This is a genomic window from Dyadobacter sp. HNCC25DJ184 (genome assembly GCF_056895215.1).
In genome coordinates, this window is sequence record NZ_JBXHAQ010000001.1 from 663,161 (window position 1) to 680,635 (window position 17,475).

General features: G+C 45.9%; 11 protein-coding genes and 1 other RNA gene. 10 read left to right on the forward strand and 2 right to left on the reverse strand.

Going from position 1 to position 17,475, the window contains the following annotated elements; all coding sequences use genetic code 11:
- Position 1: 1 nt before the first annotated feature.
- Both AC1XUD_RS02565 and AC1XUD_RS02570 read right to left on the reverse strand, forming a co-directional pair.
- Positions 2–379 carry a BlaI/MecI/CopY family transcriptional regulator gene (locus AC1XUD_RS02565; protein WP_483359378.1) on the reverse strand — a complete coding sequence of 126 codons (378 nt, stop codon included), beginning with the start codon at positions 377–379 and terminating at the stop codon, positions 2–4.
- Between the two features lie 142 nt (positions 380–521).
- Positions 522–1,886 carry a hypothetical protein gene (locus tag AC1XUD_RS02570; protein WP_483359379.1) on the reverse strand — a complete coding sequence of 455 codons (1,365 nt, stop codon included), beginning with the start codon at positions 1,884–1,886 and terminating at the stop codon, positions 522–524.
- A 326-nt stretch (positions 1,887–2,212) separates the two neighbouring features.
- Here AC1XUD_RS02570 and AC1XUD_RS02575 point away from each other — a divergent pair, with 326 nt between their 5' ends.
- From AC1XUD_RS02575 to AC1XUD_RS02620, 10 genes are all read left to right on the forward strand, one after another.
- Positions 2,213–2,569 carry a carboxypeptidase-like regulatory domain-containing protein gene (locus AC1XUD_RS02575; protein WP_483359380.1) on the forward strand — a complete coding sequence of 119 codons (357 nt, stop codon included), beginning with the start codon at positions 2,213–2,215 and terminating at the stop codon, positions 2,567–2,569.
- A 1-nt stretch (position 2,570) separates the two neighbouring features.
- Positions 2,571–2,882 (forward strand): hypothetical protein, encoded by a 312-nt coding sequence (locus AC1XUD_RS02580; protein WP_483359381.1) that lies wholly within the window; start codon positions 2,571–2,573, stop codon positions 2,880–2,882.
- A gap of 35 nt (positions 2,883–2,917) precedes the next feature.
- Positions 2,918–3,130 carry a hypothetical protein gene (locus AC1XUD_RS02585; RefSeq protein ID WP_483359382.1) on the forward strand — a complete coding sequence of 71 codons (213 nt, stop codon included), beginning with the start codon at positions 2,918–2,920 and terminating at the stop codon, positions 3,128–3,130.
- Positions 3,131–3,599: 469 nt separating this feature from the next.
- Positions 3,600–3,972: a transfer-messenger RNA gene (gene ssrA / locus AC1XUD_RS02590) on the forward strand.
- A 465-nt stretch (positions 3,973–4,437) separates the two neighbouring features.
- Positions 4,438–5,025, forward strand: coding sequence for a sigma-70 family RNA polymerase sigma factor (locus tag AC1XUD_RS02595; RefSeq protein ID WP_483359383.1), 588 nt, complete (start codon positions 4,438–4,440; stop codon positions 5,023–5,025).
- Between the two features lie 249 nt (positions 5,026–5,274).
- Positions 5,275–6,327, forward strand: a complete 1,053-nt coding sequence (locus tag AC1XUD_RS02600) for a FecR family protein (RefSeq protein WP_483359384.1) — start codon at positions 5,275–5,277, stop codon at positions 6,325–6,327.
- 183 nt (positions 6,328–6,510) lie between these two features.
- Positions 6,511–10,032: a SusC/RagA family TonB-linked outer membrane protein gene (locus tag AC1XUD_RS02605; protein WP_483359385.1), complete on the forward strand. Its 3,522-nt coding sequence runs from the start codon at positions 6,511–6,513 to the stop codon at positions 10,030–10,032.
- Positions 10,033–10,044: 12 nt separating this feature from the next.
- On the forward strand, positions 10,045–11,496 hold the full coding sequence (locus AC1XUD_RS02610; protein ID WP_483359386.1) for a RagB/SusD family nutrient uptake outer membrane protein: 1,452 nt from the start codon (positions 10,045–10,047) through the stop codon (positions 11,494–11,496).
- 108 nt (positions 11,497–11,604) lie between these two features.
- Positions 11,605–12,684, forward strand: coding sequence for an amidohydrolase family protein (locus tag AC1XUD_RS02615; RefSeq protein ID WP_483359387.1), 1,080 nt, complete (start codon positions 11,605–11,607; stop codon positions 12,682–12,684).
- 33 nt (positions 12,685–12,717) lie between these two features.
- Positions 12,718–17,460, forward strand: coding sequence for a VPS10 domain-containing protein (locus AC1XUD_RS02620; RefSeq protein ID WP_483359388.1), 4,743 nt, complete (start codon positions 12,718–12,720; stop codon positions 17,458–17,460).
- The last annotated feature ends 15 nt before the right edge of the window (positions 17,461–17,475 follow it).

Genomic DNA, 17,475 nt, shown 5'->3' on the forward strand with positions numbered 1-17,475 from the left:
TCTAATCTTTCAATTTCTTACGATCTATTTCTTCTTCAATAATTTTCCTCAATTCTTCTAACTCGCTAGTACTGAGATTTGTATCCCTGGCGAAAAACGAGCCGAACTGAGAAACAGAATCGTTAAAAAACGTTTTTATAATTCCATTCACATGCTTTGAGAAATACTCAGTTTTTTGAACCAATGGGTAATACTCCCGCGAATTACCATATAGAGTGTATCCTACGAAACCCTTATCCTGCATCCTCTTTAATAATGTTGCGACGGTTGTCGTGGCCGGTTTAGGGGGAGGGAATGCATCTATCAGGTCTTTTAGAAAAGCTTTCTCAAGGCTCCAGATATATTCCATCAGTTGCTCTTCGGTTTTGGTTAATTGCATGTTTTTATTACTTCGTTCTACAAATAGATATGTTGCTCTACAAATGTAGAATTAAAATTCACAAGTCAAAATAATTTGTTGAAAAATTTTCGATTTATTCGAGATCGGTTTTCAGGAGGACTTTGTTAGGACAGACTTTCGGTCAATTAACCTGGATTTTAGACCAGTATGGTGCAGATTCTGTTTTGTCTGGAAAAATAAATGTGGCAGTGTATTCGCCTGATTTCGTGTTTTTGGGCAGGGTGTATTTTCCTATCATATACCTGATGCCAGCTATTGCCCATGATATAATCTGAACCTCGGGCACCAGTTCGAGTGTCTCGATGTTGCTTTTTAGTTTTAAAACGGGAAGATTTTCAACCTGGAAAAGGACGTCACTTTGGCTGTTGTGATCAAAAACGAAGGTGCTTGGTTTCGCGTAAAATACGTCTCCTGGAAGCAATACCGGCTTTTTTACAAGTTGGCCATACACCGCGTCATATGGGTCGCCCTGCCAAATTGATTCAACCGAATTGGCCTTCGATTCGGTAATGGCCACCGAGCTTTGCCCCATGAGTTTGTCGTCTTCATAAAAGCGCACCAGATAAGAGCCGTCGGCAATATTTTCAGGAATTTTGTTCGTCAAATTCCCGTAATTGACAAAATGCATTGCTGTTGAAATAGTGGGAGAGAAGTCGTTGGAGTATTCTGCCCGGTATGCCGATGTTTTGGAAAAATACCCTCCATACGCGTTAATCGTGTCTTTACGGGTTTTCACATAATTATAGCCAATGACCTGAATAGATGGTAGGCCGCGTGTGAACCGAACGTCGTTGAATTTTAGAGTCTCTCTGTTATTAAAATTAAGCTCAATGTTAACTTTGTCGAAGCTAAGTACAGAGTCCTCCAGATATACGTTTCGGAGCGATCCCAGGTAGGTGGTCATGATCTGACGTCCTGAAGTCGGGTCAATAACCTTTAACGTGGACTGGTAATCAGTGCCGTCAGGAATATTGACCGTTCCCATACCTGATATCACCTTGAATGGAAGCGTTGCGCCTCCGGATTGCATCGGTATTTCGTTTTCGAGTAACTGAATTTTAATAGGCCCGGGCACTCGAAAATATACCTGATAAATCATCCTCTTTCTACCATTTTCTCCGGAAAGATCAATGCGCAGTGCTTCACGACCTTTATATTCGTATTGGATGGTTGTATCCTTTAAAATGCTGGAAGTATAATCTGCTTTTTTGATTCCCTTGAAAAGTGACAGCGAAACCGTAACAAATTCGCTCGAATAGCTAGCGGGAAGATCCACGATATAACTGATGCTGTCAGCATTACGAGTCACTTTTTCAGCACCGGGAACGGAAATCGCTTTCAGGAATTTAAGCGATCCGTCTGGATAATACTCGCCCAAAACCTCCTCGGTTTCTTCTTCGGTGGGTTCAGGCGATCCTGCTTTTTTGCATCCGGAGAGAACAAGCACAAACAGGAAAAAGTATATCAGCGATAAATTGCGCAACATAATTTGCTTATTTTGACGAGTAGAAAAAAGGACGATTCGGAAAAAGAATGTGAATTAATCGACATAAAGGCTTTAATAAAGGTAAGTAAAAATGGGACACACTAACTTCAATAAAGGTTGCGAGAGCTATTCGCTGAGAACGTTTACAAGTGCTTAAATTTTTGGCATTCTTGAAATTATTACAATTACTTCTTCTGTTTATTTTTTGTTGAACTGTCTAGTCTGCTCAAAATATTACGTCAAATATCCGGGGGCCAATCAGAGATATGGATTCAGGCCAACCTTAAAGAGGGGCGTCCTTGACTATATCGAAAGGCAACAACACAATGTCAGATCAAAACGGACAATTCAGATTTTACAAATTATCTGTAGGGAGGTATGTTTTGAAAATATCTTATGTCGGGTATAAGTCAGCCGTAATACCCGAAATCTTGTTAGAGTCAGGTAACGAAAATATTCAGAACATCAGATTAAACGCAGACGCAACGATTCAGACTGAGGCAACAGTCCGTGCGGCTAAATCGGATGGATATAACAGTGTTCAGGAAATTACCACAGAACAAACATTGTGTTACGCCGCCACATACCTCGATTCCGCACGCATTGCGACCTCTTTTGCAGGTGTAGCCTCTGCGAACGATCAGGCCAACGGACTGGTCATTCGAGGTAAATCGCCCAAATAGTATGCAATGGCGACTGGAAGGAATCGAGATCGTGAACCCCAACCATCCGTCGAATGCCGGTACGTTCAGCGACAGGCCTGCAACTACTATTGGAGGCGTCAATATCCTGAGTACGCAACTACTTGGAAATTCGTATTTCCTGAACGGAGCTTTTCTGCCCAATATAGCAATGCCCTTTCCGGAATTCTGGATATGTATTTCCGGACTGGGAATAATGAGAAGCATAGGTTCCTGGCACACGCCGGGTTCATCGGTCTGGATATCGCGGCAGAAGGGCCGATATCAAAAAAGTACAAATCGTTATAACTGTTAAATTATCGATATTCTTTCACCGGGCTGCTGGGGGCTATGGGCGTCAACTTTGTTGGTGAGGATATCCGTTTTCAGGATCTTTCTTTCAATCTCAATTTCCCAACTCAAAAGTCTGGTACTCTCTCTGTCTTTGGAATGGGAAGGATCAGCTCTAATAGCTTAAAGCAGCAAGGGATACAACGAAATGGGAGTTTCAGAAAGACGGCAACGATATTTACTTCAAAAATAAAATGGGGGATGGCGGAGTAACATATGAATATACTTTCAACAGACGCTCGTTGATCCGTTCTGCGGTTGTTGTGTCGCGACTCACTACTTCGAGAGAAGAGTATCAGTTGAGTCCTGAGAATTTTAGCAGGGAAAGCGGTGAGGCAAATGTTTTTAAAAATAGTCGGGTTTCTACTGGTCAATTGTTGTTTCAACAGAGGTGTCAGGAAGTGGTCATCTAATTGTTTGACCAAGGATTGTGATCAGGTGGTTCTTTGACTTGGGATTGGCGACGACTTCATTAAGTTGGGTAAATGTGGCAAGCTCTTCGGATAAATTTTATCTGCATATAGTGCTGGTAATCATTGGACAAGATGGATTTTGGATTTTAAAACGCAAGCATTTAAAAAAAGACCTGAACTTTTTAAATTTAATTTCTGTACTTGTAACGCGACAATACTTTACCGGCAGGAGTTATACTGCCATCTGTAAAGTGCCAATTGCCAACAATGGGGGCGACCGGTATTGACAGCGGGTTGAAGGTCTGTGTATAAGCATGTCGGGAGTTGAGAGGATCTCCCGTAAATAATTCCTTCGAACAATAACTGGCGAATATAACTACGCCATGGCTGCTTAATCCGGAGGATTAACCAAATGCCATCATCTCTCCACCTCACGTGCTGCCGGGTGGACTCAGGGGTGTCGAAACGCAGCGCTGGTTGGTATAGTGATACGGAAATCCAACGAGACCCTAGTATCTAAGGCAAAAACGCGGGTCGGCCTTGAACCTTGTCTAGCTCGAAAATTTAATCTAAGGATAAGCATGTAGAAGGCGCAGGGTTTCCCTGATCTGGACGAGAGTTCGAATCTCTCCGTCTCCACTAGTATCAACAGTACATTAAAAGCCTGCAAATCATTGATTTAAAGGCTTTTAATGTTTTTGATGTATATCCAAATTGTTCAAAATAATCTAAAATCCTGGTGAGCAATTCGGTGAGCAGTTTTGAACACAATAAGGTGCTGACGAGTAGTGTCGCAAGAATCTGTTATAAAAACTTTTCCGACAGTAATCATCTGATTTAATTGGCTGCGGTCATGACTTATCAACGGAAAAAATGATCGCTAAGTTAACCAAAGCTTCAGGTTGAGTTTCTATTTAAGAAAAAGCAGCCACTATGTCAAAGGTAATATGCCAGCGTCCTGAATACGATGGAGGTTAACACGATTAAACCACAACGACCAAATGGATGCGACGTTTCAATCGATTGCCGTTGTTCAATTGCTAAAATCTGTTTACCTTGACTTTGTAGTCACTCATTTTTAACAGACCTCGGCTTAAGAAGTTGCCAATGGATCATGATCTGTATTCGTCGCTCCCGGATGAAATGTTAGGGAGGCTTCTCTTTACGGGAGACGCAAGGGCCTATGAGGCTATTTACAGGCGTTATTGGCGAGCACTGTTTTCCATTGCAACCTGGAAAACGAATAATCAGATTGCGGCCGAAGAGATGGTGCAGGAGTTATTTCTAAGATTGTGGGAAAACCGGCAAAAAATCCTGATCGAGAATCCTGAAGCGTATCTGAAAACAGCGTTGAGATACAGTGTGATCGGCTTCATTAAAACGAAGCTTGCGCATGCGCAGGCGGAGCTGGAAGAGGCATCGCAACAAGCCGCTGACCAACTGGCCGATACGGGAGTAGGCCTGGCCGAGTTGTCGGTCGCACTGGAAAATGCGCTCAATATGCTTCCTGAAAAAACGCGACTGGTATTTCAATTGAGCCGTTTTGAACAGCGCTCTACAGCGGAAATAGCGAATCACCTGGGACTTACCGATCGCGCTGTTGAATATCACATTACCCAATCACTACGTCTGCTCCGATTTCAATTGAAGGACTATCTGGCGTATTCAGCCATTGCATCTATCATCTGCTCTTAAGTTGTTGCATTGACACTCTACCAGCTTTCACGATTAAAAGTAGTCACCTGCGATGGCGGCATAGTAAACAGGATTTGAAGGGGAAATCTGCTTTCTTTTGTAGACGTGACTTTTCGTTTGTAATTATTTCAAGAATATGCGGGTTTGCTAGATATTTATTTTGAATTTTTCAAATAAGTGCAAATTTGCTTTACGGCTTCATGTGCTTTTTTACACTATATCATTGAACACTTCTGAAGTCCCGATATAATGAATCGATCCGCCTTTGTTGCTTTATTGAACCGGTACGAAACGCATACATGCACACCTGACGAACTTCAACTGGTTGAGCGTTGGTATGAATTACTTGGAGAACCTGTTGCCATTCCGCTGTCGGAAGAGCACTGGCTTATGTTGGAGGAAAAGCTTTGGAATAAAGTTCAGCCCCAATCGCCTGAACCCGACGTAGACCCTGCACCGTTCGTGAGGCCATTGTGGCGTAAAGTTACATTGATTGCTTCGGGAATCGCTGCTGCTGTTGCTATTGTTATTGCTTTGAATTGGAGCCAGAAACTTCTCCCGGTCTGGTTTGGTGAGCAATCACTGATCAATAAGGTGGAACAGACCGAATGGGCACAGTTTGTAAACGAGACCGGCCAGCCTAAGAAAGTTAAGCTGCCGGACTCAAGTATCGTGATGCTGTCCCCCGGTTCGCAACTGGCTGTTCACCAAGAATTTAATAAGAAAACCAGGGATGTTAGATTAATGGGGGAAGCCAGCTTTGATGTCCATCACGATCCAGCCCGACCATTTCTTGTCTACTCTGGCGATATTATTACCAAAGTATTGGGCACGACGTTTATAGTCCGGACAGGAGGTCCAGGGAAGCCGATCCAGGTAACTGTTCAAAGTGGAAAGGTCACGGTGTACAGGCAAGCAGCATCAGAACTTACCAACGTCAGCCCAAACCGGGGCGTCATCTTAACTCCAAACCAGAAGGCAACCTATTTTCCTGACAACGAGCAGTTCGTCACTGGCATCACCGATGATCCTCAGCCGATCGTGGCTTCTGTTTCAGAGCATGTGCCGTCCGCATCACTGGTATTTGAAGATACACCAATTGGAGAAGTTATAGATCGGTTGGAAATCATTTACGGAACAGAAATCGAATTGGAACAGGAATCATCGAGCCACTGCCCATTTACCGGAGACCTCACGCACCAGTCCCTCTATACCAAACTAGAACTGCTATGCGGGACAATCAACGGGAGTTACGAAGTGCGGGGAACCAAGATTTTAATTACTGGAAAAGGCTGTCAATAATAATCCATCTATAACCCATTTGCCATGTAATAACCTGTACCTGACCTCCGGAAATGAAATCGGTACCGTTGCACCGGTACCGATTTTCTCGGCCCTTCCTGTATCTCGCAGAACATCCATTTCAGGGTGTAACAGGGCTGCTATTGCTAAATCCTAAACAAAACTTAACAAACATTCAAAAGTATGAAAGACCATCTACATTGTCAAACCTGGCTTTGGGTAGTTATGAAACATTCCGTCTACCACCTCATTCTGTCGGCTATTGTTATGAGTACTATTCAGGCCCGGCCGACCCATGCCCAAAATCTGCTGGAAAGGATCGTCACGATTCATCTCGACCAGAGTAACGTAGGAACATTTTTGAATACCCTCGAAAAATCGACCGGAGTTGATTTCGTATATAGCTCGAAAGCAATTGGTGTTCAACGGAAGCTGTCCGTTCATCATATTAATCAAAAGCTGTCTTTCGTGCTGGAAAACACATTAAAACCTATGAACATTGGTTTTCGGCTTGTGGACGGTTCCATCCTTTTGCACCGGTCAGCGGTCGATGCTCCCGATGCATTCGGTGACCCTGGTAACTTTCTGGGTACTATGTCCTTGACTGACGCGCAGGATCGGACCGTGACGGGTTCAGTAACAGATGAGAAAGGCGAGGGATTGCCGGGCGTGAGCGTAGTAGTTAAAGGTACTCAGCGCGGAACGGTCACCGGAGCCGGCGGCGAATATACCATTGGTGTCGCTTCAGACGCAGATATGCTTGTCTTCTCGTTTGTCGGGTATCTCTCACAGGAACTTATAATCGGAAATAGAAAAAAGATCGATCTATCGTTGGTAACTGATACCAAGGCACTGGAAGAAGTGATGGTGGTGGGATATGGCACTCAGAAAAAGTCGGATCTCACCGGCTCGGTAAGCTCGGTAAAAGGTTCAGACCTGACCAGGCTGCCTACGCAGCGAGTAGACCAGGCATTGCAAGGCCGCGCCGCCGGTGTAATGGTACAGAATACAGATGGCGCCCCAGGCGGAAATGCCACTATTCGGGTCAGAGGAGGCAATTCGATAACTGGTGGCAACAATGCACTGGTCGTAGTGGACGGGATACAAGGGGTGAATATTTCGACTATTAACCCCAACGATATAGAATCCCTGGAAGTTCTGAAAGATGCGTCGGCCACGGCTATTTATGGTGCCAGGGGAGCCAATGGTGTTATATTAATCACAACCAAAAGAGGAGCGTCAGGGAAAGCTGTTTTCAACTATGGTTTCAGTGTGGGCGTCCAGCAATTGAACCATAAACTGGATTTGATGAATGCCGGTGATTACGCGCGCAAGTCAAACGACTGGGCGGCCACGCAGAACGGAACCGCAAGTGCGCCTATTACGCCCGTAATTCCATTTTCAACCGAACAAATTGCAAAACTGGACGCTACTGGTGGTACTGACTGGCAGAATGAAATATACCGGAGTGGCAAACTGCAGAACCACCAGTTATCGGTCAGCGGCGGTAGTGAATCGGCCCGCTTTTTCGTGTCCGCAGGTTATATGAATCAACAGGGAATTGTCGTAAATACGAAGTACACCCGCTATAATTTAAGGAGCAACCTAGACTTAAAAGTGACAAGCTGGATGAATGTGGGTGTCAATCTCAATGTGATCAAGGACAGAGGAAATGTTCCGCCTGTGGGAGAGGGAACACGTTTCGGCGATATTCTTGGGCAGGTAATCAATACCGTTGCAAGATTTGACCCGATTACGCCCGTGTATGATGACAATGGGAATTACAATAACAAAGCTTTAAAAGGCGGACCGGATGGCTCCAAGATATATGCCGACAACGACGTGTGGAACCCCGTTGCGACTGCTTTGGAAACAAAGTCCGAAAAAAATAACATCACGAATGAGATCAGCACGTTTCTGGATTTCAAGTTGCTTAAAGGGTTATCATTTCGTGTGACCGGCGCTGCCAGCATCAATTCCAATGACGAGCAGCATTACTACAGTACTAAGACGCAGCCTGGACGCGGCGTGAGCGGGCTTGGTGACTTGGCCGAAAGCAAGTATCAATATTATCAAAACTCCAATATACTCACCTACAAAAATATTTTCAACAAGAAGCACGCATTAACCATCGCCGCAGTTGCAGAGCAGCAGCTGATACAATCTAAGAACTCTTTCATTTCCGCTCAGGGGTTTTTTAGCGATGATACCGGTATCAACGATTTGGGCGGCGCTTCGCAAATCAACGAACGATACAACGCACAGGCAAAACAGGTTTTGAATTCCTATCTCGGCCGCGTGAATTATGCATTTAAGGAGAAATACATGATCACAGCAAGCTACCGCGCCGACGGTTCATCGGTCTTTGGAGCCAATAATAAATGGGGATATTTTCCGTCCGCGGCTGTCGCCTGGAGGATTTCTCAGGAATCGTTTCTTGAAAATGTAAAGGCTCTTTCCAATTTAAAGGTGCGTGCGAGCTGGGGCAAGACTGGTAATCAGGCTATCCAGCCTTATCAGACACTTGCGACGGTTGCTTCTGGTTTCAATTATCCTTACGAGGGCAATAGTACACCAAACGTAGGTTTTGCCCTGGGCCGTGCTGCCAACCCTAACCTGAAATGGGAAACCACTGAGCAAACCAACATAGGTACGGATTTGGGGTTCTTCGGTGAACGGCTGGTTGCCACGTTAGATCTTTATAAAAAAACCACCACGGACCTTTTGTTAAACAAACAGGTAGAAGCTTATACAGGATTTTCCACCATTCTCTCCAATGTAGGCTCGATACAAAACGAGGGGCTTGAAATTTCGGTCGGTGGCAAGCCGCTGGTAACCGGGGCTTTAAAATGGAATACGTCAGCCAATATATCTTTCAACAGGAGCAAGGTTCTGGCTCTGCTCGATAACGCACCGCTGGCTATCCGAACCAGTACGGGAGGCGGTTACCAGATCTATGGAAGCGGTTTTTCTCTGAAATATCTGCAGGTTGGGCAGTCGGTAGATCAAATGCGCGGCTACAGGAACCTGGGGACTTGGAGCGAAGCCGAACGTGCCGAGGCTAAGAAAATGGGCCAGGCCCCGGGCGAGGCTAAATGGAAGGATGTTAACGGTGATGGTAAAATAACCAGGGCTGAGGACGGTCAGCAAGTCATCGGGAATGCTTCACCCAAATTCATCTACGGCTGGAATAACAGTATCAGTTATAATAACTTCGATCTGACTTTTTTGGTACAGGGGAGTTATGGTAATGATATTTTCAATGCTGTCCGTATTAAAACGGAGAACCCTTCTAATGGATTAAGCACGAACCTGAATAACAGGTGGACTGCCGACAACCAAAATACCGATGTACCCGTGTTTTTGAGTTCGCGCGATAGAAACTTGCTGGAGCTGGGAAGTAATCAAACGTCAGGAATTGGCGTGGATCAACGTTCCAGCCGATGGGTGGAGAGTGGTTCGTATTTGCGTATGAAAAATGTGACAATTACCTACACTATCCCCCAGTCAATTGTCGGTAAGATCGGAATCAGCAGGCTTTCGACTTATGTAACAGGGATCAACCTGTTTACCATTTCCAAATATACGGGATACGACCCTGAAGTAAGCTCCTTCAATGCCGGCGGGGCCGGGGGCTTGGGAATCGACTTAAGTAATTATCCCACCGCCAAGTCATTCATGTTTGGAATCAATCTGACATTTTAAGAGCCTATCACAATGAAAAAGAACATATTATATTCAAGCAAGAGTATCATCGCGTTGCTTTTGATGATTGCGGGTTTTTCCTGCCAAAGTCTGGAAGAAATGCCTGAAGGGATTTCCACCCCCCAGAATTTTTATACAACGGTGGGCCAGTGTGAAGCGGCTTACGCAGGTGCGATGAACGCATTGTTTGTTACCTGGGGTGGTTATCAGGGGCTGCCTGGCTTTCCGGATGGACAATTTGAAGGTACGAGCCTTAATTTGGGGGTTTCGTCGTTCAATGATCTCTGGAACTGGCACTATAAGTCCATCGCCAACATTAATACCGTCCTAAAGGCGGTAAAAGGCGGTAGTCTGGCCGGAAATTCTCAGGATGCAATTGATAACGTCGTCGCGCAGGGGCGGTTCCTGAGAGCCTTCAATTACTTTACGCTGGTACGGCTGTACGGCAAAATCCCATACATCACAGAGGATACACCCGATCCTGTTTCTATTCCGTTAACACCAGAGTCGCGCCTCGAAATTGCAAAGGTGTACGAGTTGCTTGAAGCCGATTTGACATTTGCGGTGGATCACCTGGGCGACTACGATGCTGCAACTCCGGGCAAACCAAACAAGTGGATTGCGAAAGGGTATCTCGCTAAAGCCTATCTGACCAGGGCAACGGCCCCGCTCAATCAGACAGAATACTACGCTAAAGCACGCGACGTTGCCGACGAGATCATTACTAAGGGGCCTTACAAGCTCTTACCGAGTTTTCAGGATGTTTTCAAAACAGCAAACAACCGCAACGTGGAGATCATGTTTGCATTTTATACTACGTCCCAAACACCTTATATGCCTGGCAATGTATTTGCGCCTTCTGAAATGGACGGATGGAGCGGGGGTCCTGTGAAAATCTATTGGGCTTCCAACATTTATCCGGAGCAGCCGCGTAAACATAGTTATCTATTGCTGGATTTTACTTCGGACGTTTATGATCCGTCCGCACCCATCATCAATTGGTCCAAATCCGCTGACGGTGTTCCCTACATCGGGAAGTACAATATGCCTAATCTTACGTATGATCAGCAGGTTGGAGGAGGTGACGCGGGCATAGAAATGAAATTGCTGCGTTTTGCCGACATACTGCTCATTTATGCAGAAGCCGCCAATATGGCGGCCGGCGCGCCGACCCAGCTTGCGGTAGACCGGCTAAATATGATTATCGATCGGGCCAATGCAGGTACCGGGACCGAACCCCGCGCTACGCTGGCTATGAGCAAAGTTGATTTTGATCAAAAGGTCATTGATGAAAGAAGTTATGAGCTTTGTTTTGAGAACGACCGGTATTTTGATGTTTTGAGAAAGCGTATTTTAGAGCAGGTTAATCTACCCGACAATGCTCAGGGGTTTCAGGAAACGGATTATTTGCTGCCGATTCCGGCATTGGATGCAAAAGCAATTGGACAGAACCCGGGGTATTGAGCGTGCAGGACGGATAGCGTTGAAACCATTTGATTAACCGCACGCACCGGTCGAAAAGGACAGCTTCTTAATATTCAATCAACATCAATATAAGCCCAAAACTCCAACATGCTCAAATATAGCGGTGCCATATTGCTTTTTATGACTGTCAATTTCTGCGTCGCACAAAGCCCCGATTCCTTGCTGCTGAAAAACTACCGGCCGCATTCTATTTACAAAATACCAGTATCCAAAATTACCAAAGCCAGATATCCAGTCATCGACATGCACGCCCATCAGGGCAATGTCAAGTCCGATGCCGAATTGAAAGAATGGGTTAATCGCATGGATCGTTTCGGTGTCGAAAAAACAATCATCCTGACAATGCTGACTGGCGCGGCATTCGACTCGGTTTATGAGGCATATGCACCATATGGTGATCGGTTTGAGTTATGGTGCGGGTTTGATTACGATGGTTATAACGAGCCTGGATGGAGTGAAAAGGCGGTGAGAGAGCTGGAACGTTGTACCAAAATAGGCGCCAGAGGGGTTGGTGAGTTGGGTGACAAGGGTCTGGGAGAAATCTTTTCAGAACCAGTGCCGGCTTACGGCATGCACATTGATGACCCGCGAATGAAACCTTTGTTTCAGAAATGTGCCGAGTTACAGTTGCCCGTGAACGTCCATGTGGCCGAACCGATGTGGATGTACGAACCGATGGACTCCACCAACGACGGGTTGATGAATGCTTACTCCTGGAAAGTTGACCAAACCAGACCAGGGTTTTTGGGCCACGGCGAATTGATACAAACCCTTGAAAATGTGGTCCGTGAAAATCCAGGCACCACATTCATTGCCTGTCACCTGGCGAATTGCGAATATGACCTCACCATTCTGGGACGATTGTTGTCGCGCTATAAAAATCTCTACGCGGATTTTGCAGCGCGGTATGCTGAGATCGCACCAATACCGCGGTATATGTATACTTTTTTTGAAAAATACCAGGATAAACTTGTGTACGGAACGGATATGCAGGCCACGGACTACATGTATGAAACCACCTTCCGGATACTTGAAACCAAAGACGAACACTTTTATGCCATTGATCTCACTGGTTACCATTGGCCGCTCTATGGCCTTGGGTTAAGCGACGCAATATTGAAAAAACTATATAAAACCAACGCGGCTAAAATATTGGGTAAGAAATAGGTAGGCTGGAAACCAATTAATTCACTAAAAAGTATGTATTTCAGAATGGTATCGATGGCCTTGCTTTTCGCGGGCTTTCTCGCCGGTATTTTCGCATTCCGGTCGTCATTTCATGATAATCATTTAAACGAAGATCAAAAACCTCATTGGGAAAAAATCGGTCCGGGAGGTGGGGGAGCAACTTTTATTCCCACATTTTCTTATCACAGCACTTCTGAATTTTTGCTGAAATGTGATATGACGGGATCTTACCTGACAAAAGACGGAGGCAAGTCTTATGCCCAGATTAATTTCCCGAACGGGGCAAACAGTTTTGCCTATGATCCCACGGATTCCAACACCATTTACATTGGTTCCAATACACTAAACGTGAGTAAAGATGGAGGAAAAACCTGGAAACAGCTATTTCCGTCAAAAGCCGAGATCGAGGGAGAATCCTACTCCGGCGACCACGCCAGTTATCAGATCCAGACCAAAGCCAGGTCAATTTATGAAATGAAATACGGACGTATAATGGCTATCCGTGTAGATCCGGTTAGGTCTTCCTCCTTGTATTTCAGTATGGGTTCGTTTCTGTTTTATTCCTTTAATGCTGGTAAAAGCTGGGAGAAACAAGACTTGGGAAGCCATATTGATTATCTGTATAGCAATGCCTTGGGACTCAAAAATGAGCTGATGATCTTTACTGCGGAGTCGGCTTTTGTTTTTAACAAAACCACTCAAAAAGTTACTCCAAGAACTTTTCCCAAATCCATGAGTCCAGCGTTTTCGTTCACGGCGGGCAGCATATCGATGAATGGAAAAGAATTGTTTTATGCATTGCACCATGATCCCAAAAAGGAGAACCGCGAAGAGTTTGGGCATAGCGAAGTCTGGATTTCGGAAGATAAGGGGAATACCTGGAAGAAAAGTGAAAATTTACTTATTACCAATTCAAAAACAGCGATAAAGCCTAGTTATTCCATGATTTCCTGCGGGGAATTCGATGCCCGGCAGGTATATCTTGTTACCAACCGGTACGAGGAGAAAAAGGGCAATAAATTTATTTGTTGGTATGGCGCATTAAAAACGGGCGATGCCGGGAAAACCTGGGATTGGGTTTGGAAAGGCTGGGGAGGTTCTGGCCAGTACGGGGTTAAGGATGGAATTGACGCAGGTAATCTCACGGATGCGTGGACAGCCAAAGCTTTTGGCGGCGAATACATTCGGTTGATCGATGTGGGTGTATCTCCGCTGGATGGGAACGTGGCAGTCGTGACGGACTGGTACCGGACGATGAAAACAATGGATGGCGGGAAATCATGGAATGAGATTTACAGTGAACCGCAGGCTGACGGTTCCTATAAAAGTCGGGGATTGGACGTGACTACCAGCTATGGCGTTCATTTTGACCCATTTGATAGCAGCCACATCGCGATCAGTTACACCGATATTGGCTTTCATCATAGTTTCAATGGTGGTAAAAGCTGGATACGCGCTGCAAATGGCGTTCCGGCTGAATGGGTGAATACTTGCTACTGGGTGGAATTTGATCCGAAAGTAAAAGGAAAAGTATGGTCGGGATGGTCGGGGATGCATGATTACCCGCGTGGCAAAATGACCAGAGATCCTGCATGGAAACGGTATGCAAAGGGTGGAGTTTGCGTCTCCACTGATGGCGGCAAAACCTGGCAGCCGAGTATCGAAGGCATGGGAACGGATTCTCCCACAACCAGCATTGTCATCGACCCGACTTCCAGCCCCGGAAAGCGAACATTGTATGCGAGTGTGTATTCCAAAGGGGTTTTTAAATCAACCGATGACGGCAAAACCTGGCAAATAAAAAACAAGGGAATCGGAGAGAACACTTGTGCGTTCGAACTGACGCGAACTAGCAGTGGTACTCTTTTTCTAACCGTTAGTGCAACCCCTGTTCATAAAGACGGTAAAAGAGGAAGAGAATTTCACTCGGGAGCGGTTTACAGGTCGACTGACGGCGCCGAAAACTGGACAAAATTGAATGTGCCCTCATCGGCCGACACTGGTAAATTGCTTTTTCCAAACGGGATCGAATCTGATCCAAAGAATCCGGATCGTATTTACCTGGCGGGCTGGGCAGATATTGACCTGAGTGACCTGATCGGCGGGGACATAGCGCGGTCGACAGGAGGCAATGAAAAGCTCAAAATCCCGGGCGGGATATTCCTTTCTGAAGATGGCGGGACCAGTTGGAAAACGATTTTTGACAAAAGAAAATATGTATATGACGTGACAGCCGATCCATATCACCCCGGAAGGCTTTATTGTAACACATTCAACAGCGGGGCATACCGGAGTGATGATTTTGGGACTTCCTGGAAAAAAATCGAAGGTTATGATTTTCATTGGGGACAACGCATTACCGTTGACCAAAATGATCCGGAGCAGATCTATATCAACACATTCGGGTCCAGCGTTTGGCATGGGACGCCTAGGGTGGCAAAACCAACATACAAAAATCCAAATGGCCGGAATGACCGGTGGGGATTTGTCGGGATTGGTGGGGGAGGTGCTATGTTTTATCCTGCGATCAGCCCTCATAATCCGAATCGGGCTTTGGTAGCCTGTGATATGACCGGCTCTTTTGCAACTTATGACGGAGGTAAATCCTGGCGGATGTTTAACCTGAAAGGACCTGTGGACTATTTTGTCTTTGATTCTATAGATTCCAATACGGTCTATGCGAATTCTATCGGTCTTTACAAGAGCTCTGATCGAGGCAACACATGGTCGCTTTTTTATCCGTCTCCGTCCGAGGTCAGCCGTATTGTCTCTCAAGGGGATCATGCTAGCGAAAAAGTGGTTACCAAAGACGGCTCTGACAGGAGGGTACAGGCTTTTGCCGTGGACCCGGCTGATTCCAAGAAGTTATATGCCGCGATTTCCATCGGCAACACTCTCAAAGATGGGCAATTGGCTTTTTATTTTTCAAAGGATGGGGGTATAACTTGGCGTAAAGAAAGGCAACTGGAGGATAAAACCAAAAGTATTTACATTGATCCCAAATCCCCCGAAAACGACAGAACAGTCTATATATGCGGCGAAAATGCGATTACAAAACGAGAGAAAGGCATCTGGAAAATCAATAAAGTGCCTGGTGTGACTCTAATCAATGAATATTCCGGAGGCTATGATATGGAAAACAAGAATTTCATTATCTACGCTATTTCAGGCACCTCTTACTTCAACGCTGAAAAGGAAAGCTCCGGTATTTACTTTACTAACAATGGCGGGGTAACCTGGGAAAACAGGCAGACAGGTCTGATTAGGCAGGCGGTAAAAGGTAGTGATGCTCCTGAGTGGCGTAGCATTGGCACGAGCGCCTTACACCCGGAAGTGGTGTATGTGTCTTATGCAAACTTGAAAGTGCATAAGGACACGACCAGCATCGGCGTGGCAAAAAGCGAGGATTTCGGCAAAACCTGGAAGCTCGTCTGGAAAGATGACCTTACCAAAAACAAGAATGTGGTATCAAAAAACTTTGAAAGTGAATGGATTAGTGAGCGTTTCGGCCCGACCTGGGGAGAAAACCCATTTTCAATAGGTGTATCACCCACGGATCCAAACATTTGTTACACGACTGATTTTGGCCGTACTATCAAATCTCATAATGGGGGTAAAAGTTGGGAACAGGTGTATACCCGCAAAAAGGAGGGTGGTGGATGGGTTTCACGGGGGTTGGAAGTGACAACGAGCTATGCGGTTGTGTCTGATCCTTTTGATACCAATCATTTATTTATTGCCAATACGGATATCGGGCTTATGGAAAGCAGAGACGGTGGCGAAAGCTGGCTGAGCGCCACTGAGAATAATGGCGTACCGCAGGCATGGGCGAACAGTACATACTGGATGGAGTTTGATCCGAAAGTGAAGGGACGCGTATGGGCGGTGATGAGCGGGACCCATGACCTCCCGCGGCCGAAAATGTGGCGGAAGGGCGGGACGAAGGGTTATGATGGAGGGGTATTGCTCAGCGAAGATTCAGGAAAAACTTGGAAACCGATCAGTCAGGACATTGGAGAAGGAGCCATGACACACATTATGATCGATACCACGAGTAATCCCGAAAGCCGGACATTGTATGTATGCGTTTTTGGCAAGGGGGTGTACAAATCGACGAACGGCGGCAAGTCCTGGAAGCAAAAAAATAGGGGAATTGAAGGAGACGAGCCTTTTGCATGGCGACTTGTGAAAAGAGAAACGGACAACACCCTGTTTCTGGTAGTGAGCAGGCGAAGCGAGAGTGGCAACATTGGTATAGGCGACGGCGCACTATACCGATCTACGGACGAAGCAGAATCCTGGACAAAAGTACCATTGCCGGAGGGAACAAATGGCCCGACAAGCCTTGCAGTTGATCCTGAAAAACCGCAAAGGCTGATACTCTCTGCCTGGGGAAGACGATCGGGTGAGAAATCTTCGCCGGATACCGGTGGGGGGATTTTTGTTTCAGATGATGAGGGAAAAACCTGGAAACAGACCGTCCTGAATGATCAGCACATTCACGACATTACTTATGATGCGAGGGTGCGAACATTCTATGCCTGTGGGTTCAACGGCTCGGCCTACCATTCGGAGGATTCGGGCAAGTCTTGGAAGCGCATAAAAGGCTACAATTTCAAGTGGGGAAAACGCGTGGATCCTGATCCCCGAGATCCAGAGAAGGTATTTATTGTCACATTTGGAGGAGGGATCTGGTATGGTCCGGCAAAAGGAGATGACGATGCCGTGGAAGATATTATAACCCCCGCACGCTGAGATTCAACAATCATT